The organism is Erythrobacter sp. SD-21 (assembly GCF_000181515.1).
Classification (GTDB): Bacteria; Pseudomonadota; Alphaproteobacteria; order Sphingomonadales; family Sphingomonadaceae; genus Qipengyuania.
The window spans coordinates 509,056-533,691 of sequence record NZ_ABCG01000001.1; the positions used below are offsets into that span (position 1 = coordinate 509,056).

Consider the following 24,636-nt stretch of genomic DNA (forward strand, 5'->3'; position numbering starts at 1 on the left):
CTTAGGCGTTGGGATTGCCTTGATTGCTGGGCGGTTTGAGGTCAAGACCCAGGGCGGACGGAAAATGATCGCAGACACACCGAAAACCCGCGAATTATCGCCTGCTGACGCGCTGGAAGCCGCGCTCGACTGGTGGCGCGAGGCCGGCGTCGAGGACGATTATCGCGACGAGGCGACGAGCTGGCTCGCAGAGCCCGAGCAGGAGCAGGCCGTAGCGTCGCCCAAGCCGAAGAAACCGCCCGAAGAACCCAAGCAGACTCCGCTCCAGCGCGCCTTCGAGGCGAAGGCTCCGGCAAACAGGATCGGGGGCGCGACAGAGGCCTATCCCGACAGTCTCGAAAAATTTCGCGAGTGGTGGCTGGTCGAGCCTTCGCTGGCCAGCGTGGGCACGGAAAGCCGCCTGCCGCCGCGCGGAGTGGGTGGGGCGAAGCTCATGGTCCTCATCCCCGAACCGATGGAAGGCGATGGCGAGGCGCTCCTCTCCGGCGCGCCGGGCAAGTTTGTCGACGCGGTCCTGTCGGCCATGGGGATCGCCCCGCACGAAGCCTATCTGGCGAGCGCCCTCCCTGCCGGTGTCACCCTGCCAGACTGGACCGAACTGTCGGCACGCGGGCTCGGGGACGTCACGCGGCATCATGTCGTTTTGGCGCAGCCTCACCGCGTGCTTGCGTTCGGGCGTTCGCTCGCCCCGCTCTTCGACATCGCGCCGGAAATGGCGCGCGAACCGGGCGTGGTTAAGGTCGGCGACAAGACGCTGCCCCTGCTGCTCGCCCCCGAGCTTGCCGAACTCGCCCGGTCGGCCCCGCGCCGTCGCAATTTCTGGAACCGCTGGCTGGAATGGACCGCATGACCCTACGCCAACTCTTGCTCGCCACTGCAATCGGCCTTGCCGCTGCCCCGGCAAGCCTTGCCGCGCAATCGGACAGCCTCGCCTACTTCACCCGCTCGCACGATGCCGCCCTGCCGCAACTGCTCTCGAGCGAGGACCGCTTCTTCTACTCCTCGCTGTTCGAAGCTATCGAAGCGCAGAATTGGGACCGTGTCGAAGTGATGCTTACCCAGCGCACCGAAGGTCCGTTGCACGGCACAGCGCTCGCCACCTATTTCCTCGATCCCGCCAGCCCCCGGATCGATCTTTCGCGGATCGAGGACTGGCTCCGGCGCTACCCCGATAATCCGCAGGTTGAAGCAATTGTGCGCCTCGGACAGACGCGTGGTTTGTCCTGGAGCCCGAGCCTCCCGCGCGAACGCGCCCTGTCGCGCCAGCCAGGCATCACGCGCCGCACCCTGCCTTCTACGGTCAACGACGGGACGATGCCGGACAGCGTCCGCAGTGCAATCCTCGAGCGCATCCGCAACGACGATCCCGACGGCGCACGTCTGCTGCTCGACGGAGTCGACGCCTCGCTATCGGCACAGGCGCGCGCCGAATGGCGCCAGCGCGTGGCGTGGAGCTATTACATCGAGAACCGCGATGCCGAAGCTTATGGCATGGCACAGCTCGTCTCGCAGGGTTCAGATGCATGGGTCGCGGAAGGGGACTGGGTGGCAGGACTTGCCGCATGGCGCCTTGGCGACTGCACACGGGCCGGACAATATTTCAACGCCGCCTCCGCGCAAGCCGGCAACCCGGAATTAAAGGCGGCAGCGCATTACTGGGCCGCTCGCAGCCTGGTGCGCTGCCGCGAACCGCAGCTTGCCGATGCCCACCTGCGCAGCGCGGCCCGATACGATGAGACCCTTTACGGCATGCTGGCGAGCGAACAGCTGGGGAAGGACTTGCCAGGCGATCACACCGCACCAGACCTGACGCAGGAGGACTGGCGCCACCTTTCCGGCGAACCCGCCGTGCGGGAAGCGATTATGCTGGCCGAAGTTGGCCGCCGCGACGTGGCCGACGAAGTCTTGCGCTGGCAGGTGCGCTACGGCGATCCGCAAGACTTCGGCGCCCTCACTCGTCTAGCCCGCGCGCTGGGGCTTGCAGGCGCGCAGACCTACATGGCCTACAATTCTCCGCGCGGCACCGCCTCGCCGCCGAACCTACGCTGGCCTGTTGCCTACCACACACCCCTTGGCGGATGGCGTATCGACCCTGCACTGGCGTTTGCTCACGCGCTGCAAGAGTCCAATTTCCGCGAACGCGTGGTCAGCCCCGCCAACGCCATCGGCCTGATGCAAATTCGTCCGATTGCCGCGCGCGAATACGCCTCTTCGATCAATATGAGCGCAGGCGCGGACCTGAAAGACCCGAAGACCAACCTCGCCTTCGGCCAGCGGACGCTCGAAGCTCTCGCGCAGGCGGGTTATACGCGCGGCGCACTGCCCAAGGTCATGGCGGCCTACAACGCCGGTCCGACGCCGGTGGCGCGCTGGAACAGCGAGATCAACGATCAGGGTGATCCGCTCCTCTGGATGGAATCGATCCCCTACTGGGAAACGCGCGCTTACGTTGCCATCGTGATGCGCAATTACTGGATGTATCTGCGCCAGGCCGACGCCGCGGCTCCGAGCCGAACCGAACTGGCCGAGAACGACTGGCCGCAGTTCCCCCACACACGATAAGGTCACGCCGCAATGGGTATCAACGAGAACCGCACCTTCAAACCAGTCAACATCGCGCTGCTGACTATCTCCGACACCCGCAAGGCCGCCGACGACACGTCGGGCGACATTCTGGCGGACCGGATCAAGGTTGCCGGCCACCACCTCGCCGCACGCGAGATCAGCCGGGACGATCAGAACGAGATCGCAGCGCATCTCCATCGCTGGATCGATGACGAAATGGTCGACGCCATTCTCACCACTGGCGGAACGGGCCTGACCGGCCGCGACCAGACCCCAGAGGTCCTCGACAGGGTCAAGGACAAGGACATCCCCGGATTCGGCGAACTCTTCCGCTGGCTAAGTTACGAAACGATCGGTGTCACCACGATCCAGAGCCGCGCCTGCGCCGTCATTGCGCGGGGAACATACATCTTCGCCTTGCCCGGGTCGAACGGCGCGGTGAAGGACGGTTGGGACAAGATACTGGCAGCCCAGCTCGACAGTCGTCACCGTCCCTGCAATTTCGTCGATCTCATGCCGCGCCTTCGGGAACGGTAGGAACCGGAGCCCTCCTCGCCCGTCGTATCCGGCAAGAGCATACAGGGGAGCAAGTACCTGCCGGATCTCACGTTTTTCTCGACGACGACAGTTTGTCTCGTTTTCACCGCTTGCGCGCTGATAATCGCCCTCTTGGGCACGAGAATGGCCAGCTATGCCGATACCATCGCAGACCGTACGCGCTTCGGTGAAGCGCTGATAGGCTCGGTCCTGCTCGGTGCCGGAACGAGCATCGCCGGCATCGTGACCTCGACCAGCACCGCAGCCTCAGGCGCTGCCGACCTGGCCGTTTCGAACGCTCTCGGCGGCATTGCGGCGCAAACCATGTTCCTTGCCCTGGCCGATATTGCCTATCGCAAGGTCAATCTCGAACACGCCGCAGCAAGCCCTGTGAACCTGGGGCAATCGACGGTCCTCATCATCCTGCTTGCCTTGCCGATCATGGCGTGGGCGGCGCCTCCCTACGCGATTTTTGGGATCAATCCCCTGACACCGGTTTTAGTGGGTGCTTATCTCGTCGGTCTCCATAACGCCCACAGGATACACCGGAAGCCTATGTGGCTCCCTCGTCAAACGGACGACACGCGTGATGAAGGCGACGAGGAGTGCGACGACCAGCGCCCTCTGTGGGTGATCGGAAGCCTGTTCGGTGCGTTCGTCGTCATCGTGGGCTTCACCGGTTGGTTGGTAGGGGAAACAGGCATCGAACTGTCCCGCCGTTTCGGCATTTCCCAAGGTGTCGTCGGAGCCCTCGGAACAGCCATCGTTACCTCTCTCCCGGAACTTGTCACCACAATTGCGGCCGTCCGTCGCGGAGCCCTGCAACTTGCCATCGGAGGGATTATCGGGGGCAACATGTTCGATGCGCTTTTCATCGCTTCGAGCGATGTCGCTTATCGAGAAGGCTCGATCTACAACGCGATCTCCGAAAGAACGGTGTTCTGGATGGCGCTGGCTCTGGTGATGACGGCCGTTCTGCTCTTGGGCCTGCTGCGCCGTGAGCGTCAGGGTCCGGCCGGGATCGGTTGGGAAAGCGTCCTTCTCATCCTCCTTTGGGGCGGCGGAGCGGGCTTGCAGATCATGCTGGGATAGGCCCTCGACGGCGTTCTTTGTTCCATATATGTTCCCGTCATGAAGAAAAGCAGTGAGTCGCCCGTCAGCGGACGGGGTGCGCAGTCGCGCCTTGTCCCGACCCGTTTTGGACTCGCCACGCGCGAGGCCGATGGCGAGTGGCGCGACCATATGGAGGCGCTGGACGGTCCGCCGGTGAAACTGCGCACCCATGTGACCGAGGAGAACCCGAAGACGATCCTCAGCTTCAACCAGTCGCCCGACATCTTCTTCGACCGCTCGATCAACGCCTATCGCGGGTGCGAGCACGGCTGCGTCTATTGCTTTGCGCGCCCTACCCACGCCTATCACGACCTGTCGCCCGGCCTCGACTTCGAGACCCAGCTATTCGCCAAGCCGAATGCCGCCGAACTGCTGCGCGCGACGTTTGCGAAGCCGAAGTATCGCCCCAAGCCGATAGCGATGGGGACAAATACCGATCCCTACCAGCCGATCGAGCGCGACTATCGGATCACGCGGCAGGTCCTCGAAGTATGCCTGGATGCGCGCCATCCAGTAACCATCACGACCAAATCGGACCGGGTGCTGGACGATCTCGACCTGCTCGCCGAAATGGCCGAACGTAGGCTGGTCGCGGTGGCGATTTCGGTGACCAGCCTCGATCCGAAGCTGTCAGGCAAGCTCGAACCGCGAGCAGCCTCGCCTGCCAAGCGACTCGCGGCATTGGAGAAACTGGTCAAGGCGGGTGTTCCGAGCCATTGCTCGGTCGCCCCGGTCATCCCGGCGATCACCGACGAGTTCATGGAGGAAATCGTCCAGCGCGCAGCGGCCATCGGAGTCGACAGCGTGGGCTGGATCCCGCTGCGCCTGCCGCACGAAGTCGCCCCGCTGTTCCGCGAATGGCTCTCGGTCCACTACCCGGAGCGCGGCGACAAGGTGATGAGCATCGTCCAGTCGATCCGGAACGGGAAGGATAACGACCCCAACTTCTTCTCGCGCCTCAATCCGACGGGCGTGTGGGCCGACCTCTTCCGCGCACGGTTTCGCGTCGCCTGCAAGCGAGCGGAATTGGGCAAGGCGAAATTCGAGCTGGATTGCACACAGTTCAGGCCACCAGCCGTGGGCGGGCAATTACGGTTGCTCTAGAAGCCCTCCCCCGCATCGCCGGGAGAAAAACGCACCAGTCGGCTGTCCGCCAGCGCTGCCGTGCGATTGGCCACCGCCCTTTGATAGTCGGGGTCCTTGATCATCTCGAAGAAAGCGCCGGCGTTCGGATACTGCGCGACGAAGCCGTCGTGCCATTGCATTGCCTCGGGGCCCGTCACCACCGTCTGGAACGCGCCACGCCAGACGATGCTGCCGCCTACGCGGCGGAAGATCGGGCCGCTGGTTTTGCCGTATTCCTCATAGGCGCGGCGGCCGCTCCATCCCTTTGCCGAGTTCTCGTGACCAGCGGAATAAGCAGCCTGCTCGCGGTACTGCAGGAGGTTGAGCATATGGATCGGCTCGTCGCGCGGAAGGTCCTTGAACGCCTGAAAATTCGCGGGGCTCGGGTCTATGTAGGTCTCGGTCACGGCATTCTCCTCATACCTCGATTTTACGATAGGTGCCCGGCGCGATGCCGTCGACACTCCACTCGCCAATACGCCAGCGGATGAGGCGAAGTGTCGGCAGGCCCACGGCGGCAGTCATGCGGCGGACCTGGCGGTTTCGCCCCTCGGTAATCTCCAGCGCGATCCAGCTGTCGGGCACGCTCTTGCGATAGCGGACGGGTGGGTCCCGCTCCCAGACGGGCGGCGGATCAATACGCTTGGCGCGCGCGGGTCTTGTCATGCCGTCCTTGAGTTCAACGCCGCGCGACAGCTTCTCCAGAGCATCGTCGCCCGGCTCTCCTTCGACCTGCACGAGATAGGCCTTCGCTATCTTGTAGCGCGGTTCGGCGATGCGCGACTGAAGCTTCCCGTCATCGGTCAGGAGGAGCAGTCCCTCGCTGTCCTTGTCCAAGCGCCCCGCAGGATAAACATCCGGCACGTCCACCAGATGCGCGAGCGTGTCCTCCACGCCCTCCTTGCCCCCGGTGAATTGCGACAGCACACCGAAGGGCTTGTTGAGCAGTATCAGGCGGCTCACAGCCCCTCGATCGAACGGTATCGGTAGTCGAAGGTGCGCATACCATCTTCTACCACCACCCGGTAGGCGAGCGGCATACCGTCAACCGTGCGCCAATCGCTGAACCGGGCGACAACCGGGGACTGGCCCTTTCGGTAGGCGAGGATAGCGAAGGGGATGCCCGTTCGAGGGTCTGCCTGCAGGGCTCGGTAATGCACACCAAAAAACCGCGATCCCTCTTTCCCGATTTTTTCACGGCAGGGCTCGTCCTCCGTTCCGCAGGAGCGGATCATCGACACACCCTCGTTCAACTCGGCAAACTCGGATACCTGCGCGTGAAACAGCTGCGATTCGATATGGAAGACATAGCTTTCCGGGAGCTCGGTGCGCTCGCCACCCTCAAGCGAATATGCCGCTTCGCCATCGGTGGAGTAATGCACGATCCGATCGGGATATTCGGCCTTGTAGAAGGCGCCGTGCGGGCCGTAGCCAGTGGTGACGCTGTACTGCGTGCCATCCGATACGGTGACGTCGGCGATCGTAAGCAAAACCGGCCTGTCGGGAAGCGCCGCGATCCCCTTGTCGGACACGGCGCAGCCCCCAAGCGCGATGCTTGCCGACATGATCGCTGCTGCAAAACTTCGTCTTTTCATCACGCCTCAAGCTTGTAGTCGGCGAACCGGTCGCGCAGGTCTTTCTTACTGATCTTGCCGGTCGCCGTGTGCGGGATATCGTCCACGAACTCGACCGCATCGGGCAGCCACCATTTGGCGACCTTGTCGGACAGGAAGCCCACGATGCTCTCGGCATCACAATCCTGCCCTTCCTTTTTCACCACGAACAGCACCGGGCGCTCGTCCCACTTGGGATGGAACATGCCGATGCAGGCCGCTTCGGCCACGGCCGGGTGGCCCACGGCGGCATTTTCCAATTCGACTGAAGAAATCCACTCGCCACCCGACTTGATCACATCCTTGGTGCGGTCGGTGAGTTGCAGCGTGCCGTCGGGATGGAGCATGCCGACATCGCCGGTGTTGAACCAGCCATCCTCGGTCACCGCGTCTTCCTCGGCCTTGAAATAGCGTTTGACGACCCAGGGACCGCGGATCTGCAGCGCGCCGCTGGCCTTGCCATCGCGCGGCAGGACCTTGGTCGGATCGTCGAGATCGACGGTGCGCAGTTCGACGCCGAAGATCGGACGCCCCTGCATCATCGTCTTGGCGACCTTCTCCTCGAAGGAAAGCTGGTCCCAGTCGTGGGTGGGACCGCCGACCGTGCCGATGGGACTTGTCTCGGTCATGCCCCATGCGTGCTGGACGCGCGTGCCGTTTTTGATCAGGCGCTCGATCATGAACTTGGGCGCAGCCGAGCCACCGATGGTGGCTGCCCTGAGCTTGGGCAGTTCGAGGTTGTTGGCGTCGCAATATTGGAAATGCGCCAGCCAGACGGTCGGCACGCCGGCGCTGTCGGTCACGCCTTCGCGCTTCATCAGCATGTCGAGCACGGCCGGATCGTTGACCTGGCTGAAGACGAACTTCATCCCCGCCATCGCGCCGGCATAGGGCAGGCCCCAGCTGGCGGCATGGAACATGGGTACGACCGGCAGATAGACCGAGGACGTCATGCAGTTGAGCGCGCTCGGCTGCAGGCCCGCCATGGCGTGCAGGATCGTGCTGCGGTGTTCGTATTGCACGCCCTTGGGATTGCCCGTGGTGCCGCTGGTGTAGCAGATCATGCATGGGTCGCGCTCGTCGCCCTCAACCCATTCGAACTCGCCATCCTCGGCGCCGATCCAATCCTCGAACGCGGTCGTGCGCTCGCCGCTGTCAAAGCAGATGTAATGCTCCACGTTCGGCCAGCGGTCTTTCATCTTGTCGATGATCGGCTGGAACATGGCGTCGTAGATCACAACGCGGTCATCGGCGTGGTTGATGATGTATTCGAGCTGGTCCTCAAACAGGCGCGGGTTCACCGTGTGGAGGACGCCGCCCATGCCCGCGACGCCGAACCAGCTGACGAGATGCCGCGCGTGGTTCATCGCGATACTGGCGACCTTGTCTCCCGGCTTCAGCCCAAGCCTCTGCAGCGCCTGTGCCATCTTGAGCGCGTCGCGGCGAATGCCGGCCCAGTCGGTGCGGGTTTCCGTCCCGTCCGCCCAATAGGTGAGGATTTCGCGAGTCCCCGCCTCACGTGCCGCGTGATCGATCACATGCGTCACGCGCATGGTCCATTCCTGCATCGCTCCGAGCATTTCAGCCTCTCTCCTTGCCTCGTGCGCCCCTCTCCGGCGCGTGTCGGTCAGGCGACGAGGCGAAGGTGCGAGCCGCCGCGCCGCTTGTCGAGCTGCACCTTGGCAAGGCCGGGCACGCTTGCCAAGCGTTCTGCAAGCTCCCCGTCCAGTGCGAAGTCGCGCCCCAGACGCATCGCCGGTTCAAGCTCGCCGCCGATCCGTAGCGTCACTAGCACTTCGTCCTGCCCCTTGCCCGCTTCGGACAATTCCGCGCTAAGCGTTTCGATTGCACCGATATCGAGTATATCGAGCGTCAGGATCATCGGCGTGGCGCCCTTGACCTCCGCCAGCGGTGTGCCGCCGCGCACGGTGACGCGGGGCGGCTCGTCGGGGCTTGGCGAGTCGAGTTCAACCTGGAGGAGGACGCAGGTCTGCTCCTCGGCCCATTTGAGGAAGCGCTCGACCATCCCTTCTTCGAAGCAGGCCGCGCTAAACTGGCCGGTCGCGTCGGAGAAATCGGCGCGGATGAAAGGTTTGCCGCGGCGCGTGGTGCCCTTGTTCACTTTCTCCACCATGGCCGCCATTACCGCGTTGGAGCGGCCGCCGGCGGGCGCCCCGCCCGACATCAGCGAAGCATAGGTCCGCGCGCCATTGGCCGAGGCAATGTCCTTCCACGCGGCGACCGGGTGGTTGGAGAAATAGAAGCCGAAATTCTCGCGCTCCCGCGCCATGCGTTCGGCGCGCGGCCAGTCCTCGACCTCGCGCAGGCGCAGCGTTTCGCCGGGTGCATCGTCCCCGCCGAACATGCTCGCCTGACCGCTGGTCCGCTCGCGATCCGCCGCATCGGCGACCGCAAGCAGCATGTCGGCGTTTTCGAAGACCTTGCTGCGGTTGGGCTCGAGACTGTCGAGCGCGCCCGCGCAGGCCAGCGCTTCCAGCTGGCGCGAATTCATCGACCCCTTGGGAATGCGCTCGAACAAGTCCTGCAGGCTGTCGAACTGCCCGGAAACCTCGCGCTCGGCGACGATATTCTCCATCGCCTTCTCGCCGACATTGCGAATGCCTGCGAGTGCATATCGCACGGCATAGCCGGTGTCGGTCTGCTCGACGGTAAACTCGGCTTCGGACTTGTTGAGGCACGGTGGCTCGACCGCGATGCCTTGCCGCCGCGCGTCGTCGACAAAGATCGTCAGCTTCTCCGACTGGTGCATGTCGAAGCACATCGAGGCAGCGAAAAATTCCTCGGGGTAATGCGCCTTCATCCACGCTGTCTGATAGGCAAGCAGTGCGTAAGCGGCGGCGTGCGATTTATTGAAACCGTAACCTGCGAACTTGTCGATCAGGTCGAAGAGTTCATTAGCCTTGGCTTTCTCGATTCCCGAGACATCCTTGCACCCTGCCACGAAGCGTTCGCGCTGGATGTCCATTTCCGCCTGGACCTTCTTGCCCATCGCACGGCGCAGCAGGTCGGCATCGCCGAGCGAGTATCCGGCGAGGATCTGCGCGGCCTGCATGACCTGTTCCTGGTAGACGAAGATGCCGTAGGTCTCAGCAAGGATGCCCTCGAGCTTTTCGTGCGGATACTCGATCGGAACCTCGCCCGCCTTACGCTTGCCGAACAGCGGAATGTTGTCCATCGGACCCGGACGGTACAGCGAGACGAGTGCGATGATGTCGCCGAAGTTGGTCGGCTTCACCGCGGTCAGCGTGCGCCGCATGCCTTCCGATTCCAGCTGGAAGACGCCGACGGTGTTACCGGCCTTCATCAGCTCGTAGACCGCCGGATCGTCCAACTCGAGCTGCGACAAGTCGATAGTGATGTCGCGCTTCTTGAGCAGGTCGGTCGCCTTCTTCAGCACCGACAGCGTCTTCAGGCCGAGGAAGTCGAATTTGACGAGGCCGCTGCTCTCGACATTCTTCATGTCGTACTGCGTCACCGGCATATCCGAGCGCGGATCGCGATAGAGCGGGACCAGCTGCGCCAGCGGGCGGTCGCCGATCACCACACCGGCCGCGTGGGTCGAGCTGTTGCGCGGAAAACCTTCCAACTTCATCGCGAGGTCGATCAGGCGTTTGACCTCGTTGTCGTTATCGTATTCCGCCTTGAAATCGGCTGCCCCGTTGAGTGCGCGCGGCAATGTCCAGGGATCGGTCGGATGGTTCGGCACCATCTTGCAAATCCGGTCGACATGGCCGTAGCTCATCTGGAGGATGCGCCCCGTATCGCGCAGCACGGCGCGCGCCTTGAGCTTACCGAAGGTGATGATCTGTGCCACGTGATCGTGGCCATACTTGGCCTGCACGTAACGGATCACCTCGCCGCGGCGGGTTTCGCAGAAGTCGATATCGAAGTCCGGCATGGACACGCGTTCCGGGTTTAGGAAGCGTTCGAACAGCAGGCCCAGTTGAATCGGATCGAGGTCGGTAATCGTCAGCGCCCAGGCCACAAGGCTGCCTGCACCCGAACCACGGCCGGGACCGACGGGAATATCGTGGTCCTTGGCCCATTTGATGAAGTCGGCAACGATAAGGAAGTAGCCGGGAAAGCCCATCTGGTTGATGATGCCGACCTCGTAATCGAGGCGGTCGAAATAGACCTTGCGCGCTTCCTCGGTCATCTCGCCATAGGGCTCGAGCCGCTTTTCCAAGCCTTTGCGAGCGTCCGCTTCCAGCATCCGCGCCTCGCCTTCGAGATCACCTGCGAGGCTTGGCAGGATGGGATCGCGATAGGGCGGCGCATAGGCGCAGCGCTGCGCAACCACGAGCGTGTTCGTAGTGGCTTCGGGCAGGTCGTCGAACGCCTCTTCCATCATGTGGGCGGTTTTCACATACGCCTCGGGATTCGACTTGGCGCGCTCTTCATTGTCGATATGCGTCGAATTCGCGATGCACAGCATGGCGTCATGCGCCTTGTACATGTGGGGCTCGGCGAAGTTGGCTGGATTAGTCGCAACGAGCGGGAGGTCTCGCTCGTAGGCGAGATCGATCAGCGCTGCTTCGGCAGCTTCTTCCACCGGATTGCCGCGCCTTGCGAGTTCCACATAAAGCCGCCCGGGAAAAAGCGCTTCGAGCTTGTCGAGCATGGCCGTGGCATGGCTGGTCTGCCCCTCGGCAAGGAGGCGCGTCACACCACCCTCGCTTGCGCCGGTAAGCGCGATCAGCCCATCGGTGCGACCTTCGAGGTCTTCCATCCGGATATGCGGCTCGAATTCGAGCGGGCGCTCAAGATGGGCCTTCGAAACGAGGTGGCAGAGGTTGTCATATCCCGCCTCGTCCTGCGCATAGAGCGGCAGGTAGTCGACCGTACGCCCTTCCTCGTCACGCGCGACACCAAGCAGCGTACCGGTAATCGGCTGGATGCCTTCGGCCTTGCAGGCATTGGCGAACATGACCGCGCCATAGAGCCCGTTGCGATCGGCCATCGCGATTGCGGGAAAGCCGCGTTCCTTCGCCAACTTGGCCATCGCCTTGGGATCGATTGCCCCTTCGAGCATCGAATAGGCCGAGAGCACGCGTAGCGGAACGAAGGGCTTGTATGGCATGCCTTCAAGGTAGGATTTCCCGCGCCAAACTCAAAGCGCCTGGAGAGGGTTATTCTCCACCGCTTGTGGAGAAATCAGTCCTCTGGCGGAGCGGCGATCTTCCTGCGAGTGTCCCGGATCGTGGACCACGCCCCGTAGACGACCAGCGCGGCGAGGAAGATCCACACCCATACAGGGATATTCCGTCCCGCAATCGCGAGATAGATATAGGCCGAGACGAAGAAGAACCCGGCGGCAAGCGTCGGCACCACGGTCGAGCGCCCTGCCCTTGCTCGCTTCACCAACCAGGCGATCGAGGCGAGGAAGAAGGGGATCGCGCCCACGTAAATCCCGCCGAAAATATAGGGGTTCACGCCGTATTCGGCGCCGAGCGAGAGAAACCACTGGTTGATATCGGAAAGCATGATCCGCCTTTCGAATGCCGCCGCAATCCGGTTACAGCAGCTTCTCGATGTCTTTGGCGATGCTTGCCGGAGCGTCGGCCGGGCCATAGCGCTTCACGACATTGCCCTCGCGGTCGATCAGGAACTTGGTGAAGTTCCACTTGATCGCTTTCGATCCCATCAGGCCGGGCGCTTCCTTCTTCATCCAGTCGAACAAAGGGCTGGCCTCGTCGCCGTTGACGTCGACCTTTTTCATCAGCGGAAAGGTGAGGCCGAAATTGACCTTGCAGAATTGCTCGATCTCCTCCGCATCGCCCGGCTCCTGCGCGCCAAACTGGTTGCAGGGGAAGGCAAGCACTTCGAAGCCCTTGTCGCCATAATCCTGATAGAGCTTTTCCAGCCCGTCGTACTGCGGCGTGAAACCGCATTTGCTGGCGGTGTTGACCACCAGCAGCACCTTGCCGAGCTTCTCCTGGAGATCGAGATCTTCGCCCTTGTTGGTAGCGATGGTGAAATCGGCAATCGTGGTCATCGGCGGATCAGTCCTTGCGGCGATAGATCAGGTCGAAATAGTCGGTCCAGCTCAGGCCGTGGTCGCTGCTGGCCTCTCCGTGTTGGCGCACGCTGCCGTCATCCTGCAAGCTATATGTCATTCGCACGAGCAAAGACGTTCCATCGGCAGCCTTGCCCCAGGGGCCGGTGAGAATCATCCTGCCCTCGACCGGTCCTCCGTCGAAGAACACGCGACCTGGAGTACCGCCGACCCAGAGCTGGTGCCAGCCTTCGGTATCGGGATCGTAGGCGGACAGGCTCGTGCCGCCACGGCCCTGAAGCGGCATCCAGGTTTCCCGGATCGCGCAGCCTGCGCTCACCTTCTCGATATGGCTGTCGGCCACTTTTGCGGGCTCGCCATCGGCACGGTTGGGGTAGACATCCCACTCGCCCACCCAGAAATCGAAAGCCTCGAAAGGCTCTCCTTCGCATTTCGGGGGAGCCGGCGGCGGCGCTGTTGCCACTTCCGGAGTGGTAGCCTGCGCCGTGAGCAACATCAGGAATTCGAGCATGTTTTGTCCTCCCTCGGTTGGGTCCTAGCGAGGCTAAGCAATAACGCCAGAATCCATCAATCGAATGGGCAAATCCGCCTACGAACGGGGAAAATCTTCACGCTGCGCGAGACTAGCGATCTCCTCCGCATGATATTCCCGGTCGCCCGCCTTCTCAATGTAATACTGGCTTCGCTCGCTTTCCGGCATCAGCATGATGTGTGAGATGAGCTCGGCGAAAGTGCCCGACCTCAGGCCCTTCGCACCATCGAGAACGCCGTCCCCGTCACCTACCCGGTGTAGGGAGGCCCGGTCGTCCCATTGGATGCCCATTCGGTGACAGCCCTCGCCCTTGTAGGTGCTGGGATGGTCGGTCATGCAAAATTCCTCCTTTTGCCTAGCCAACGGCTGAGACACGTTCCGGGTCCTTATTCGAGCACCCCTTCGTGCAAACGGACCACGCGGTCCATGCGTGCCGCGAGGCGTTCATTATGCGTGGCAATTATCGCAGCGCTGCCCTCACCCCGAACCAGTGCAAGGAATTGTTCGAGCACGCGGTCCGAGGTTGCCTCGTCCAGATTGCCGGTCGGCTCATCCGCCAGCACGAGGTCGGGCCGGTTCGCCAGTCCGCGCGCCACGGCGACACGCTGCTGCTCGCCGCCAGAAAGCTGGCTCGGGCGGTGATCGAGGCGATGCTCGAGACCGAGAGCGGTAAGGAGTTCTTCCGCGCGCGCTTCGGCGTCCTTGCGCGGCGCTCCTGCCACGAGTTGCGGCAGCACCACGTTCTCCCGCGCGTCGAAATCGGGCAGGAGATGGTGGAACTGGTATACGAAGCCAAGGTGATCGCGACGCAGCGCGGTGCGCGCGTTGGCGTTGCTTTTTTCTGCGGAATGCCCGGCGATGAGTATCTCGCCGCCAAACCCGCCTTCGAGCAGACCCACCGCCTGCAGAAGCGTCGATTTGCCAGAACCGGAAGGCCCGAGCAGGGCGACGATTTCGCCCGGCATGACATCGAGGTTCACCCCCCGCAGCACGTCGATACGCACGCCGCCCTGCTCGAAGCTTCGGGTAAGGCTTCGCAATTCGACCACGGGGCGCACATGGGCGTTACTCATAGCGCAGGACCTGTACCGGATCGGTGCTCGCTGCCTTGAGCGCCGGATAGAGCGTCGCAAGGAAACTCATCACCAGCGCGAGGCCGACGATCATGGCGATCTCCACCGGATCGGGTTTGGAAGGAATGGTGCTGAGGAAGCGCACTTGCGGATCCCACAGATCGGCGCCGGTCAGCCAGCTTATGCCCGCGACGATCTGTTCGCGGAAGCCGAGAACCAGCGCGCCAAGGATAAGACCGGCAATCGTACCAAGCGCCCCGACGGTGAAGCCGGTGGTGACGAAAATCTTCGTCAGGCTGCGGCGGGTCGCCCCCATGGTGCGCATGATTGCGATATCGCGCGTTTTGGCACGGACCAGCATGACGAGGCTCGAAAGAATGTTGAAAGCGGCCACCAAGACCATGAAACTCAACGCAAAGGCCATGGCTGCGCGCTCGACCTGAAGCGCCTCGAACAGGGTCGCGTTGATCGTTTTCCAGTCGCGTACCACCGCGCGTCCGGCAAGGCTCTCCTGCACAGGTGCGAGGATCTCGCCAACCTCGTCCGGATCGGTCACCTGCACTTCGATCATGCCAATCCTGTCGCCGCTTAGCAGAAGCGTCTGCGCGTCCTGCATCGGCATGACGACAAAGGCCCCGTCGTAATCGTACACGCCGACCTCGAAGATCGCGGCGACCTCGTAGCCCACCTGGCGCGGGACCGTGCCGAAGGGCGTGGAGCGGCCCTGCGGGTTGATAATCGTGATCGTGTCGCCGACCCGCGCGCCGATGTTTTCCGCAAGGCGCACACCGATGGCGACCTTGCTCGCGCCGGGCTGAAGCGCGTCCATATTTCCGCTGACCACCTTTTCGCCCAGCTCACGAATATCGGCTTGGGTATTGCCGCGCAGCAGGATCGCCTCGACACGGCCGTTGAAGGTGGTCAGCAGCGGCTGTTCGATCAGGGGAGATGCCTCGACCACGCCGGGAGTCTGCCTTACCTCTTCCAGCACGTTCTCCCAATCGTCGAGACGGCCGCCATAGGCCTGCACGATGGCATGACCGTTTAGGCCGACGATCTTGTCCAGCAGTTCGGCGCGGAAGCCGTTCATCACGCTCATCACGATTACCAGCATGGCGACCGAGAGCATGACGACCGTGATCGAGATGCCGGCGACGAGCGCAATGAACGCCTCGCTCCTGCCGGGAAGCAGGTAGCGCTTGGCGATGGTTCGTTCGAAAGGAGAAAGCAGCAAGGCGACCCTTGGCGATAATTTGGCGTTGGAGTGGGCGTTTAGGCACAGTTTCGTGGCGGCGCAATGAACGGGCGCAAAATCTCCCCCGCTGCCTGTCTCACAAACCTTGTAATCGCGCCGTAACATCGCCATTGGGGCCGCATTCGGTTGGCAGCGCGGACGAGCCCCACATGAATACGCCTCTCGGGAACTGCACTCACCCCTTCCTCGACGAGGATGGCGACAAGCTGCGCGAAGAGTGCGGCGTCTTTGGCGCGATCAACGCCGCCGATGCCACGGCGGTTACAGCGCTCGGCCTCCACGCCTTGCAGCATCGCGGCCAGGAGGCGGCCGGGATCGTCGCCTGGGATGGCGCGGAGTTCCGCGTTCGCCGCGGCCTTGGCCATGTGGCGGAAAATTTCTCCTCCTCCGAAGCAATCGCCGAATTGCCCGGCCATATGGCGGCGGGACACGTGCGCTATTCGACCACCGGCGGTGCGGGCCTGCGCAACGTGCAGCCGCTCTATGCCGACCTTGCAAGCGGCGGTTTCGCCGTGGCGCATAACGGCAATATCTCCAACGCCGGCACACTGCGTGAGGAGTTGGTCCAGCGCGGCGCGATCTTCCAGTCGACCTCCGATACCGAGGTGATTATCCACCTTGTTGCGACGAGCCGTTATCCCACCATTGTCGACCGGCTGATCGACGCGCTGCGCCTGCTCGAAGGCGCCTATGCGCTGATCGTCATGACGCCCGAAGGCATGATCGCTTGCCGCGATCCGCTCGGCATCCGGCCGCTGGTCATGGGCCGCATCGGCGATGCCACGGTCTTCGCCAGCGAGAGCGTGGCCTTCGACGTGGTCGGCGCGGAAATGGTCCGCGAGGTGGAACCGGGCGAGTTGATCAAGGTCGATTACGACGGCAATATCGATTCGCTACATCCCTTCGGATCGCACAAGCCGCGCCCCTGCATCTTTGAGCACGTCTATTTCAGCCGCCCCGACAGCTTCTTTGCCGGTCGCAGCGTGTACGAGGCCCGTAAGGCAATCGGCGCGGAACTCGCCAAGGAAAGCCCGGTGGAGGCAGACCTCGTGGTGCCCGTGCCCGACAGCGGCGTTCCCGCGGCCATCGGCTACGCACAGGAAGCGGGTATACCTTTCGAGCTCGGCATTATTCGCTCGCACTATGTCGGGCGCACCTTCATCCAGCCTTCGGACGGGGCGCGGCACTCAGGCGTAAAGCGCAAGCACAACGCAAACCGCAATCTCGTCGCGGGCAAGCGCATCGTTCTGATCGACGATTCCATCGTGCGCGGAACGACCTCGCTGCAGATCGTCGAGATGATGCGCGACGCCGGCGCAAAGGAAGTCCACTTCCGCGTCGCCAGCCCGCCGACGGCGCACAGTTGCTTCTACGGCGTCGACACGCCCGAACGCAGCAAGCTGCTCGCCGCACGCATGGATGTCGAGCCCATGCGCGAGTTCATCAAGGCCGACTCGCTCGCCTTCGTGTCGATCGACGGCCTCTACTGCGCTGTGGGCGAAAAGCCGCGCGTGAAGGAATGCCCGCAATTCTGCGACGCCTGTTTCACCGGGGACTACCCGACCTCGCTCACCGATCTAAATCGCCGTGAGGACAAGCAGCACGAACTCGCGCTCCACGCTGGAAAAAACGCCGCCTGACATGACCAAGCCGCTGCACGACAAGCTCGCCCTCGTAACCGGTGCTAGCAAGGGCATCGGCGCTGCCACCGCCCTCGCCTTGGCCGAAGCCGGTACGCATGTGGTGCTGACAAGCCGCGACGTCCGCGCGCTCGAAGCGGTCGAGGACCGGATCCACGATGCGGGCGGCGCCTCCACCATTGCTCCGGTCGACCTTGGCGAGAGCGACGGGATCGCCCGCCTCGCCTCGGCCATCGCGAGCCGCTGGGACAAGCTCGACATCCTCGTGATTTCGGCCGCCTACCTCCCTGCCCTTACACCCGTGACTCAGATCGACGGGAAGCAGTTCAGCCAGGCGGTCACGACCAACCTGCTCGCCACGCAGGCGCTGCTGGCGAATTTCGATCCTCTGCTGAAGCGCGCCGAGGCCGGGCGCGTGATTGGCCTTACCAGCAGCGTAGGTAAGGACCCGAGGGCGTATTGGTCGGCCTATGGTGCGACCAAGGCGGCGTTCGACAATCTGCTCGATAGCTATGCGCAGGAAGTCGAGAAGATCGGCAATGTCCGCGTTGCGGTGCTTGATCCGGGCGCGACTCGCACCGCGATGCGGGCAAAAGCCTATCCCGGGGAAGACCCGAAGACGGTAAAAGGGCCCGAAGTGGTCGGGAATCGGATCGTCGAGCTGCTCCTTAACGATTACCCCACTCGCCACCGAGAGCGGGTCGAATAAGCCGTTAACCCTGCCCCGTGACCTTTCCTTAAGCCCGACGCGAGAGATTCCGATAAATGTCGCGCGCGTCTCCGGTGCGTGGCGAAACGGTACTGGACTCAGGGCAAAAGGTCGGCGGACATGAACTACCAGACGCAAGATCGCTACACGATGGTCGCGCAAGAAGATCGCTGCGCGCCTCGCACCAAACTCACCATTCCCGGACAGCTGCGCGCCAGCGGTGGCCGCGCCTTCCAGACGGTCGTTCACGACCTCTCAATCTCGGGCTTCTCGGCTGCGGCGATCAACCGCATGCACGAAGGCCAGATGTGCTGGCTGACGCTGCCGGGCCTCGAATCGCTCCAGGCACAGGTCGTCTGGTGGGAAAACTGCATGGTCGGCTGCGCTTTCAACGAGCTCCTTTCGCCGATTGTGCACGACAACATCCTCGCGCGTTACAGCGGTCAGGGCGCCTACCGCCCTTACTGATCGAGACGCGCAAGGCGACGACACCGACAGCTTTGGTGGCGGCCTGATGGGCCTGGCCTGAACCTTGTCCGGATGGCTCGTCGTCGGTGGCGGTGAGCCTCGCGGCTTCCGCCACCACTCGTATCGAGAGGCTACTTCGCGTTGAGCGCAAGCTGACGCACCAGCTCCTGAAACTTGGTGCGATTGGCCGCGCTCGTCGCGGTCGGCCAGTTGCTGACCACCGCGACCACGATGTCCTTTTCGGGCACAATGGTAATGGCCTGACCGAAAATTCCCTGCGCTCCGTAGGTGTTACCGGGATAGGACCACCACTGGTACCCATAGCCATATCCGGGAGCGCGCGGCCCGAAATCGACCTGAGGCGCGCCCGCATCCGCGAACCAGCCTTCGGGAACGACACCCTCGCCGCCCTGCAGCACAAACTGCCCGAAGCGCGCATAGTCCGGCAGGCTGAGAGACAGGCAGCACCCGCCGATATTCCCGCCCGTCAGGTCCTGCATCCAGAACAGGCCGTTCTCGAAGCCTGAGGGCTCGACGATCTTCTCGGCCGCATAGACTGCAAGCGATTTGCCGGTGGCTTCCTCGACGATCAGGCCGAGCAGATTGGTCTCGAGCGTCTTGTAGACCCACTTCTCTCCCGCCGAAGCCTCGCGCGTTAGCGTGCGGGCATAGGTCACCGCCTGCGATTCCCCCGCCACGGGCGTGACGGCGAGCATCTTGGCGACATCGCTGTCGGGATCGGTGTAATCCTCGTTCCACGCCACGCCGGAGGTCATGGTCGCGATCTGGCCGACTGTGACACCGTCGTAGGCCGTCCCTGTCAGCGCGGGGATGATGGCGGTCACGGGCGTATCGAGGCTCTGGATATGGCCGTCCGCAATGGCCGCGCCCAGCAAGGTCGAGGTAAAGCTCTTGGCGACGGAAAAGCTGGTCCAGCGCTGGTCCGGCGCGAAGCCAAGGCCGTATTCCTCGAAGACCACCTTGCCGTCTTTCAGGACCATGATGCCAGCCGCCGCCGTGTCGGCCATGAACTGCCGCGCCTTGGCCGCGCTCGCCTCATCGAGGGGCGTTCCAGCTGGAAGATTGCGTCTCTGGTTTGCGGGCGCGACTTCGAGACCCGGAAAGAGACTCTCCATGTCGCGAAAAGCGGCCGAGCGGCGTTCGTCGCTCCAGAACAGGATCGAGTCCGACGGATCGAGGCTCGCCATGGTCTCCGGTGTCGATTGCGTGACGGCCGGAGCGGTGAGCGCTTCAGAAGTCTCTTCGTAATTGCTCGCGCAGGCGCTCAAGACCAGTGCCAGTGTCGAAACGAGAACGGTCCGCATTATTTTTCTCCCTCTTTCACCAGCGTCACCTGGTGGACATCGATGCCTCCGCCGCGGAAGCCTCCTTCGCAATACATCAGGTAGTAGCGCCACAGATCGCAGAATTGCGGGTCGAAGCCTGCCGGCAGGCGGCCCTCGTCCACGGCGCGGTCAAAGTTCAAGCGCCATTCGCGCAGTGTCTCGGCGTAACAGGGGCCGAAATCCGTCTGGTGGATCCAGGCAAGACCCCGCTCCAGGGCGAGCTTACGGAACTCGCTGGTACGGATCAGCAGGCCGCCAGGAAAGACATAGGCTTGGATGAAGTCGGCGCTCTTCGCGTATTCCTCGAACAATTCGTCGCGGATGGAAATGTACTGGATCGCTGCGCGCCCGCCGGGTTTCAGGTTTCGCGCAACGCTATCCATGAAGGTTGGCCAGTATTCCCGGCCCAGCGCCTCGACCATTTCGACACTGACGATGGCATCGTACTGACCCGAAGTGTCGCGATAGTCCTGTTTGCGGAAATCGATGGCGCTCGCGTGGTGCGACCGTGCCCAGGCCAGCTGCTCGTCCGACAGGCTGATGGCGGTCACATGGCTCCCGCGCGCCTGCAGGTAATTGGCCAGTGCGCCCCAGCCGCACCCGATCTCCAGCACCTTTTCCGCATCACCCATGCGCTCGTACAGTGCCGCCCATTTGCGCTTTTGCGCCGCCTCGAGCGGGTCACCGGCCACGGCGAGCGCGGAGGAATAGCTCATCGTTGGATCGAGCCAGGCGGCGTAGAAATCGTTGCCGAGGTCGTAATGCGCGGCGATGTTGCGCTGCGCGCCGCTGTGGGTGTTGCGGTTGAAGAGATGCGCAAGCTTCAGCGCACGGCGGAACGGGCCCTTGGCGCGCGCGGTGTTTCCCATGCGCTCGGCGTGCTGCATGAACATGGCGAAGAGCGGGACGGGGTCGGGGCTCCACCACTCTCCCGCTTCCCAGCCCTGATAGAGGCCGACCGAACCGTTGGTCGCAATGCGGACGAGCGCGCGGTAGCTTCGCAGTTCGAATACACATTCGAAGCCGGGCGCGCGGCCACCCAAAATGCGCGGTGTGCCGTTGGGCAGAGTCCCGTGGATGGTGCCCGTGACCAGTGCCTCGTCGATCCGCGAGAGCATCTTTTCGACGCCCGGTGCAAGCAAGCGCGCCAGCAGGCCAGGCCTGCGCGCAAAGGGCTTGGCGCCCTCGACAAGGCTGCGTCCGCGCGGGCTGGTCTGCATATCCATCCGCGCGCCTATGCCGCGCCGCAAAGCAGGCGGCAAGTCCGCTACGTCTTGCTTGCCCGATAGGCTTCCAGCGCCCGCTCGCGCGCCTCCTTATGGCCGATCACCTTGACCGGATAGTCGCCGCGCCGGTCGTCGGACGGGTCGTGGATGCAGTCGTCGTCCAGTTCGGCCAGTTCCGGCACATATTCGCGGATATAGGCCGCCGCGTCGAACTTCTCGCTCTGGCTGAGCGGCGCCATGATCCGGCTGAACATGTTGCTGTCGACGCCTGTGCCCGAGATCCATTGCCAGTTGACGCCGTTATTCCCGTAGTCTGCATCGACGAGACAGTCCCAATACCATTGCTCGCCATGCCGCCAGTCGATCAGCAGGTGCTTCACGAGGAAGCTGGCACAGATCATTCGCACGCGATTGTGGATCCAGCCTGTCTGCCACAGTTGGCGCATTCCGGCATCGACGATGGGGTAGCCGGTCATCCCGCGCTGCCAGCATTCGAGGTCCTCCTCGATCAGATGCCCGGCATTGGGGTTCCGCCACAGGGTGCGCTCGTCATAGTCCCGATAGCTCTCTCGCGGATAATTGGGAAACTGGTCGATCACGTTCTGCGCATAATCGCGCCAGATGATTTCCTTGGCGAAGGTCTTCCACCCGTCGCTCCGCTTGTCCTTGAGCGCGTGCCACACCTGCGCGGGACTGATCTCGCCCCAGTGAAGGTGTGGCGAAAGGCGCGAGGTGATGTCGTTCGAGGGCAGGTTGCGGCCCTCGTCGTAATCTGCGACCTCGTCCGCCCACCATTCGAGCCTCTCATGCGCAGCATCCTCCCCGAAGTCCCAGAAGTCGCGGATGCCTCCTGCCCAGTCGGGCTTGCTCGGGAGCAGCTCCCAATCTTCCAGCGCATCGCTTTCAGGCCAGTTGTCGGGAGAGGAGATCGTCTCCGGCTCGCCCAGCACATCACGCGGAGGCATGACCTCCAGCATCGATTTCGAGAAGGGTGTGTAGATCTTGTACGGATCGCCCGATCCGGTCGTCACCGAGCCGGGTGGCAGCAAGTAATTGCCGTCGTAAAGACACAGCTTTCGGTCCTCCTCGAGAGCGTCGCGCAACTCGTCCTCCGCCTCCTTCCACCAGGGTTCGTAATGGCGGATGGCGTGGATACAGCCGGCGCCCACCTCGTCGGCAATTCCGGCGAGCACCTGCGGCGCATCGCCTTTGCGCAGGACGATCTGTGACCGGCGGTTGCCGAAGCTCTTGCAGAGGCTCTCCAGCGAATAGTGCAGCCACACCTTCGACGCGCCGCCATAGGCGTGGTCGCCTGCCCGCTCATCGTCGAGAACGTAGACCGGGATGACGGGTCCGGCCTGGGCTGCGGCATGGAGGGCGGGCTGGTCGGCCACGCGCAGGTCGCGCCGCAGCCAGACGATCTGGGGGGAACTCATGCCAGCGGAACGGAAATGCGCGGCCAAATGTTCCTCCGCTCATGGAAAGCACGAAAACCGTTGCCGCACAGCATGACGAAGCCCCCATACCCGCCGAGACCGTCGTGGTCCCCGAACGCGGCTTCACGATCAACCGCAAGAAGGCACTCGTGGCCGCGGCCATCCTGTGGACCGGCTTTGCGATCACGGTTTGGCTGGTGCTGACCGGACGCACCGGCGGTTTCGACGAATGGGGCCTGATGTCCTACCGTACTGGCGAAGAACTTGGACCCAGCGGACCCGCGCTCGTTTTCGAGAGCGTCCGTGATGTCACCGCGCTGGGCGGCGTGTTCCTGCGCAATTTGTTCGCCGTCGCAGCGGTGGTAGCGCTGCTGTTCCTCAAGATGCGGCGCGAGGCCTTCCTTTACGCGGCGACGGTCATCACCGGCTGGCTCGCCAACACCGGCGTCAAGCTGCTGGTCGGACGCGAGCGCCCGCAAATCGTGCCGCATTTGACCGAGGCCGGCGGCGAAAGCTTTCCCAGCGGCCACAGCTTCTCGGCTGCGGTGGTCTATATCGCCATGGCCATCGCTTTTGCCGCGCTGAGCAAGAATCACACGGTGCGCTACACCGTGATCGGCTTCGCCATGGTACTTTCCGCCATGGTCGCCTGGAGCCGCGTCATGCTCGGCGTGCACTTCCCGAGCGATGTGACCGCGGGCTGGCTGGGCGGCGCCGGTTGGGCGTTCCTGGCGGCAGCATTGCTCTATGCGCCCGCAAAGGCGGCGGCGGACAGCGAGGCAGGGAAGAAGCTCGATCCTGCCCATTAATCCGTCATTGCGAGCGCAGCGAAGCAAAACAGAGTGTTACCGACCGCCATCACTGGATTGCCGCATCGCCTGCGACTCATCGCGATGACGATTCTCTGGAGGCACGCACTGCACATCCGGTAGCTCGACGGTAAACCGGTCTCGAGCACGTGGATCGTAAAAACGAGCGTCCCTGAGAAGGACTCCCCCATCAGGACTACATTCGACAAAGGGTGTTCGCGTCCAGATCAGGAAAGCGGCAACCTGCTTATCAGCTGCTGCAGCTTGACGTGCGGACGAACCCGAAGACGAGCCGTTCTCGACAAAAACAACAACATTGGTCGAACTCACATCATGAAGAAGCCCTTCATCAAAGGTCCAGAACCCCCATAGAGGTCGCGCAAATTCAACCTCTGCATGTGGCGCATGCCAGATGATTTCGCGTTGCCAGAACTTGATTGGTAACGGGGACGCAATCGCGCTCACTTCCGACTGAGGAATCCGGGCAAACGCGTGGCATTCTGCCACTTTCGTAATCGCCCCATTCACTCCAATATACGCCAGCGCCACCGCTATCGCCACGCGCGCAGGCCGCTTCCAATCCTCGCCCCGCTTTTCGCGCCGGAGCGAGAACCATGTCGCGAAGCCCATCAGCGCCCATAGCCAGATGTCGATGATGAACAGCGTGTCGCCGTAGAACCACTCGCTCGAGAACGGCTCGAGCAGCCGGATGCCGTAGACGTTGAGCCAGTCGAGCGCCGGGTGGGTCAGGCAGCCGATGAAGCTCAAGAGGAACAGCCACTTGAAGCTGACCGGCAACCGGTCCTCCGGCCGCTTACCGCGCTTAGCTTGCCAGCGGTCGAAGCCGTAGAGCAGCCCAGCGAGGATCATTGGCAGCAGCACCATCGCCGGCGGCCCGTGCGTGATTCCGCGGCGAAACCCCAGATGCTCAGCGCCCTCCAGCCAGAAGAAGCACGCCGCGTCGACATCGGGCAGGTTCGCCCCGATGATGAGCGCAGGCATTGCAAGGCCCGTCTTCTTCTTCAAACCCGCCTGCCCCAGCAATGCGCCGACGAGGCTGTGTGTCAGATTGTCCAAGAACGCGCTCCTACAGGGTGGAACACATGGAACACGGTCCCGGCGGAAAAGATCTGCCCCCTCGCGAACGCGCGC

General features: G+C 63.1%; 24 protein-coding genes. 9 read left to right on the forward strand and 15 right to left on the reverse strand.

Annotated features, from left to right (window positions below; genetic code table 11):
• Positions 1–64 precede the first annotated feature (64 nt).
• The 5 genes from ED21_RS02510 to ED21_RS02530 all read left to right on the forward strand — a co-directional run bounded on the left by ED21_RS02510 (position 65) and on the right by ED21_RS02530 (position 5,319).
• Positions 65–850: a hypothetical protein gene (locus tag ED21_RS02510; protein ID WP_006832250.1), complete on the forward strand. Its 786-nt coding sequence runs from the start codon at positions 65–67 to the stop codon at positions 848–850.
• Positions 838–2,562, forward strand: coding sequence for a lytic transglycosylase domain-containing protein (locus ED21_RS02515; protein ID WP_006832251.1), 1,725 nt, complete (start codon positions 838–840; stop codon positions 2,560–2,562). The genes ED21_RS02510 and ED21_RS02515 overlap by 13 nt, the downstream gene beginning before the upstream one ends.
• 12 nt (positions 2,563–2,574) lie before the next feature.
• Positions 2,575–3,102, forward strand: a complete 528-nt coding sequence (gene moaB / locus ED21_RS02520) for a molybdenum cofactor biosynthesis protein B (protein WP_006832252.1) — start codon at positions 2,575–2,577, stop codon at positions 3,100–3,102.
• Positions 3,103–3,246: 144 nt separating this feature from the next.
• Entirely contained in the window at positions 3,247–4,194 is a 948-nt protein-coding gene (locus ED21_RS02525) for a sodium:calcium antiporter (protein ID WP_006832253.1), read from the forward strand.
• A 39-nt stretch (positions 4,195–4,233) separates the two neighbouring features.
• The gene (locus ED21_RS02530; RefSeq protein ID WP_006832254.1) at positions 4,234–5,319 is read left to right on the forward strand and encodes a PA0069 family radical SAM protein; all 1,086 of its coding nucleotides are present in this window, start codon (positions 4,234–4,236) and stop codon (positions 5,317–5,319) included.
• On the opposite strand, the gene ED21_RS02535 is transcribed toward ED21_RS02530, so the two are convergent.
• From ED21_RS02535 to ED21_RS02585, 11 genes are all read right to left on the reverse strand, one after another.
• Positions 5,316–5,747, reverse strand: a complete 432-nt coding sequence (locus tag ED21_RS02535) for a DUF1330 domain-containing protein (protein WP_006832255.1) — start codon at positions 5,745–5,747, stop codon at positions 5,316–5,318. The two genes, ED21_RS02530 and ED21_RS02535, sit on opposite strands and share 4 nt — an antisense overlap.
• Before the next feature lie 10 nt (positions 5,748–5,757).
• The gene (locus tag ED21_RS02540) at positions 5,758–6,303 is read right to left on the reverse strand and encodes a pseudouridine synthase (RefSeq protein ID WP_006832256.1); all 546 of its coding nucleotides are present in this window, start codon (positions 6,301–6,303) and stop codon (positions 5,758–5,760) included.
• A complete protein-coding gene (locus ED21_RS02545) occupies positions 6,300–6,905 on the reverse strand; it encodes a hypothetical protein (protein ID WP_006832257.1) in 606 nt (201 codons plus the stop codon). The genes ED21_RS02540 and ED21_RS02545 overlap by 4 nt, the downstream gene beginning before the upstream one ends.
• 29 nt (positions 6,906–6,934) lie before the next feature.
• Positions 6,935–8,533 (reverse strand): long-chain fatty acid--CoA ligase, encoded by a 1,599-nt coding sequence (locus ED21_RS02550; RefSeq protein ID WP_006832258.1) that lies wholly within the window; start codon positions 8,531–8,533, stop codon positions 6,935–6,937.
• Positions 8,534–8,580: 47 nt separating this feature from the next.
• Positions 8,581–12,054, reverse strand: a complete 3,474-nt coding sequence (gene dnaE / locus ED21_RS02555) for a DNA polymerase III subunit alpha (protein WP_006832259.1) — start codon at positions 12,052–12,054, stop codon at positions 8,581–8,583.
• A 74-nt stretch (positions 12,055–12,128) separates the two neighbouring features.
• A complete protein-coding gene (locus ED21_RS02560; RefSeq protein ID WP_006832260.1) occupies positions 12,129–12,458 on the reverse strand; it encodes a hypothetical protein in 330 nt (109 codons plus the stop codon).
• A gap of 31 nt (positions 12,459–12,489) precedes the next feature.
• On the reverse strand, positions 12,490–12,969 hold the full coding sequence (locus ED21_RS02565) for a glutathione peroxidase (RefSeq protein ID WP_006832261.1): 480 nt from the start codon (positions 12,967–12,969) through the stop codon (positions 12,490–12,492).
• 7 nt (positions 12,970–12,976) lie between these two features.
• A complete protein-coding gene (locus ED21_RS02570) occupies positions 12,977–13,501 on the reverse strand; it encodes a hypothetical protein (protein WP_006832262.1) in 525 nt (174 codons plus the stop codon).
• 78 nt (positions 13,502–13,579) lie between these two features.
• The gene (locus tag ED21_RS02575) at positions 13,580–13,858 is read right to left on the reverse strand and encodes a hypothetical protein (protein WP_034921247.1); all 279 of its coding nucleotides are present in this window, start codon (positions 13,856–13,858) and stop codon (positions 13,580–13,582) included.
• Between the two features lie 50 nt (positions 13,859–13,908).
• Entirely contained in the window at positions 13,909–14,595 is a 687-nt protein-coding gene (locus ED21_RS02580) for an ABC transporter ATP-binding protein (protein WP_034921010.1), read from the reverse strand.
• A complete protein-coding gene (locus ED21_RS02585) occupies positions 14,588–15,829 on the reverse strand; it encodes a lipoprotein-releasing ABC transporter permease subunit (RefSeq protein ID WP_006832265.1) in 1,242 nt (413 codons plus the stop codon). Before ED21_RS02585 ends, ED21_RS02580 begins: the two co-directional genes overlap by 8 nt.
• 170 nt (positions 15,830–15,999) lie before the next feature.
• Here ED21_RS02585 and purF point away from each other — a divergent pair, with 170 nt between their 5' ends.
• The 3 genes from purF to ED21_RS02600 all read left to right on the forward strand — a co-directional run bounded on the left by purF (position 16,000) and on the right by ED21_RS02600 (position 18,667).
• Complete coding sequence (purF, locus tag ED21_RS02590; RefSeq protein WP_006832266.1) at positions 16,000–17,490, forward strand: amidophosphoribosyltransferase; 1,491 nt, start codon at positions 16,000–16,002, stop codon at positions 17,488–17,490.
• 1 nt (position 17,491) lies between these two features.
• Positions 17,492–18,199, forward strand: a complete 708-nt coding sequence (locus tag ED21_RS02595; RefSeq protein ID WP_006832267.1) for an SDR family NAD(P)-dependent oxidoreductase — start codon at positions 17,492–17,494, stop codon at positions 18,197–18,199.
• Between the two features lie 120 nt (positions 18,200–18,319).
• Complete coding sequence (locus ED21_RS02600) at positions 18,320–18,667, forward strand: PilZ domain-containing protein (RefSeq protein WP_006832268.1); 348 nt, start codon at positions 18,320–18,322, stop codon at positions 18,665–18,667.
• A 131-nt stretch (positions 18,668–18,798) separates the two neighbouring features.
• Here ED21_RS02600 and ED21_RS02605 read toward each other — a convergent pair whose 3' ends face one another.
• The 3 genes from ED21_RS02605 to ED21_RS02615 are packed head-to-tail and all read right to left on the reverse strand — an operon-like array spanning position 18,799 to position 22,675.
• On the reverse strand, positions 18,799–19,992 hold the full coding sequence (locus ED21_RS02605) for a serine hydrolase (RefSeq protein ID WP_006832269.1): 1,194 nt from the start codon (positions 19,990–19,992) through the stop codon (positions 18,799–18,801).
• Entirely contained in the window at positions 19,992–21,239 is a 1,248-nt protein-coding gene (locus ED21_RS02610; RefSeq protein WP_006832270.1) for a cyclopropane-fatty-acyl-phospholipid synthase family protein, read from the reverse strand. The genes ED21_RS02605 and ED21_RS02610 overlap by 1 nt, the downstream gene beginning before the upstream one ends.
• 41 nt (positions 21,240–21,280) lie before the next feature.
• Positions 21,281–22,675, reverse strand: coding sequence for a deoxyribodipyrimidine photo-lyase (locus tag ED21_RS02615; protein ID WP_006832271.1), 1,395 nt, complete (start codon positions 22,673–22,675; stop codon positions 21,281–21,283).
• Positions 22,676–22,716: 41 nt separating this feature from the next.
• Between ED21_RS02615 and ED21_RS02620 the strand changes: the two genes are divergently transcribed.
• Positions 22,717–23,484 carry a phosphatase PAP2 family protein gene (locus ED21_RS02620; RefSeq protein ID WP_006832272.1) on the forward strand — a complete coding sequence of 256 codons (768 nt, stop codon included), beginning with the start codon at positions 22,717–22,719 and terminating at the stop codon, positions 23,482–23,484.
• A 36-nt stretch (positions 23,485–23,520) separates the two neighbouring features.
• Here the strand turns inward: ED21_RS02620 and ED21_RS02625 are convergent, their stop codons facing one another.
• On the reverse strand, positions 23,521–24,561 hold the full coding sequence (locus ED21_RS02625) for a metal-dependent hydrolase (protein ID WP_006832273.1): 1,041 nt from the start codon (positions 24,559–24,561) through the stop codon (positions 23,521–23,523).
• Positions 24,562–24,636: the final 75 nt, after the last annotated feature.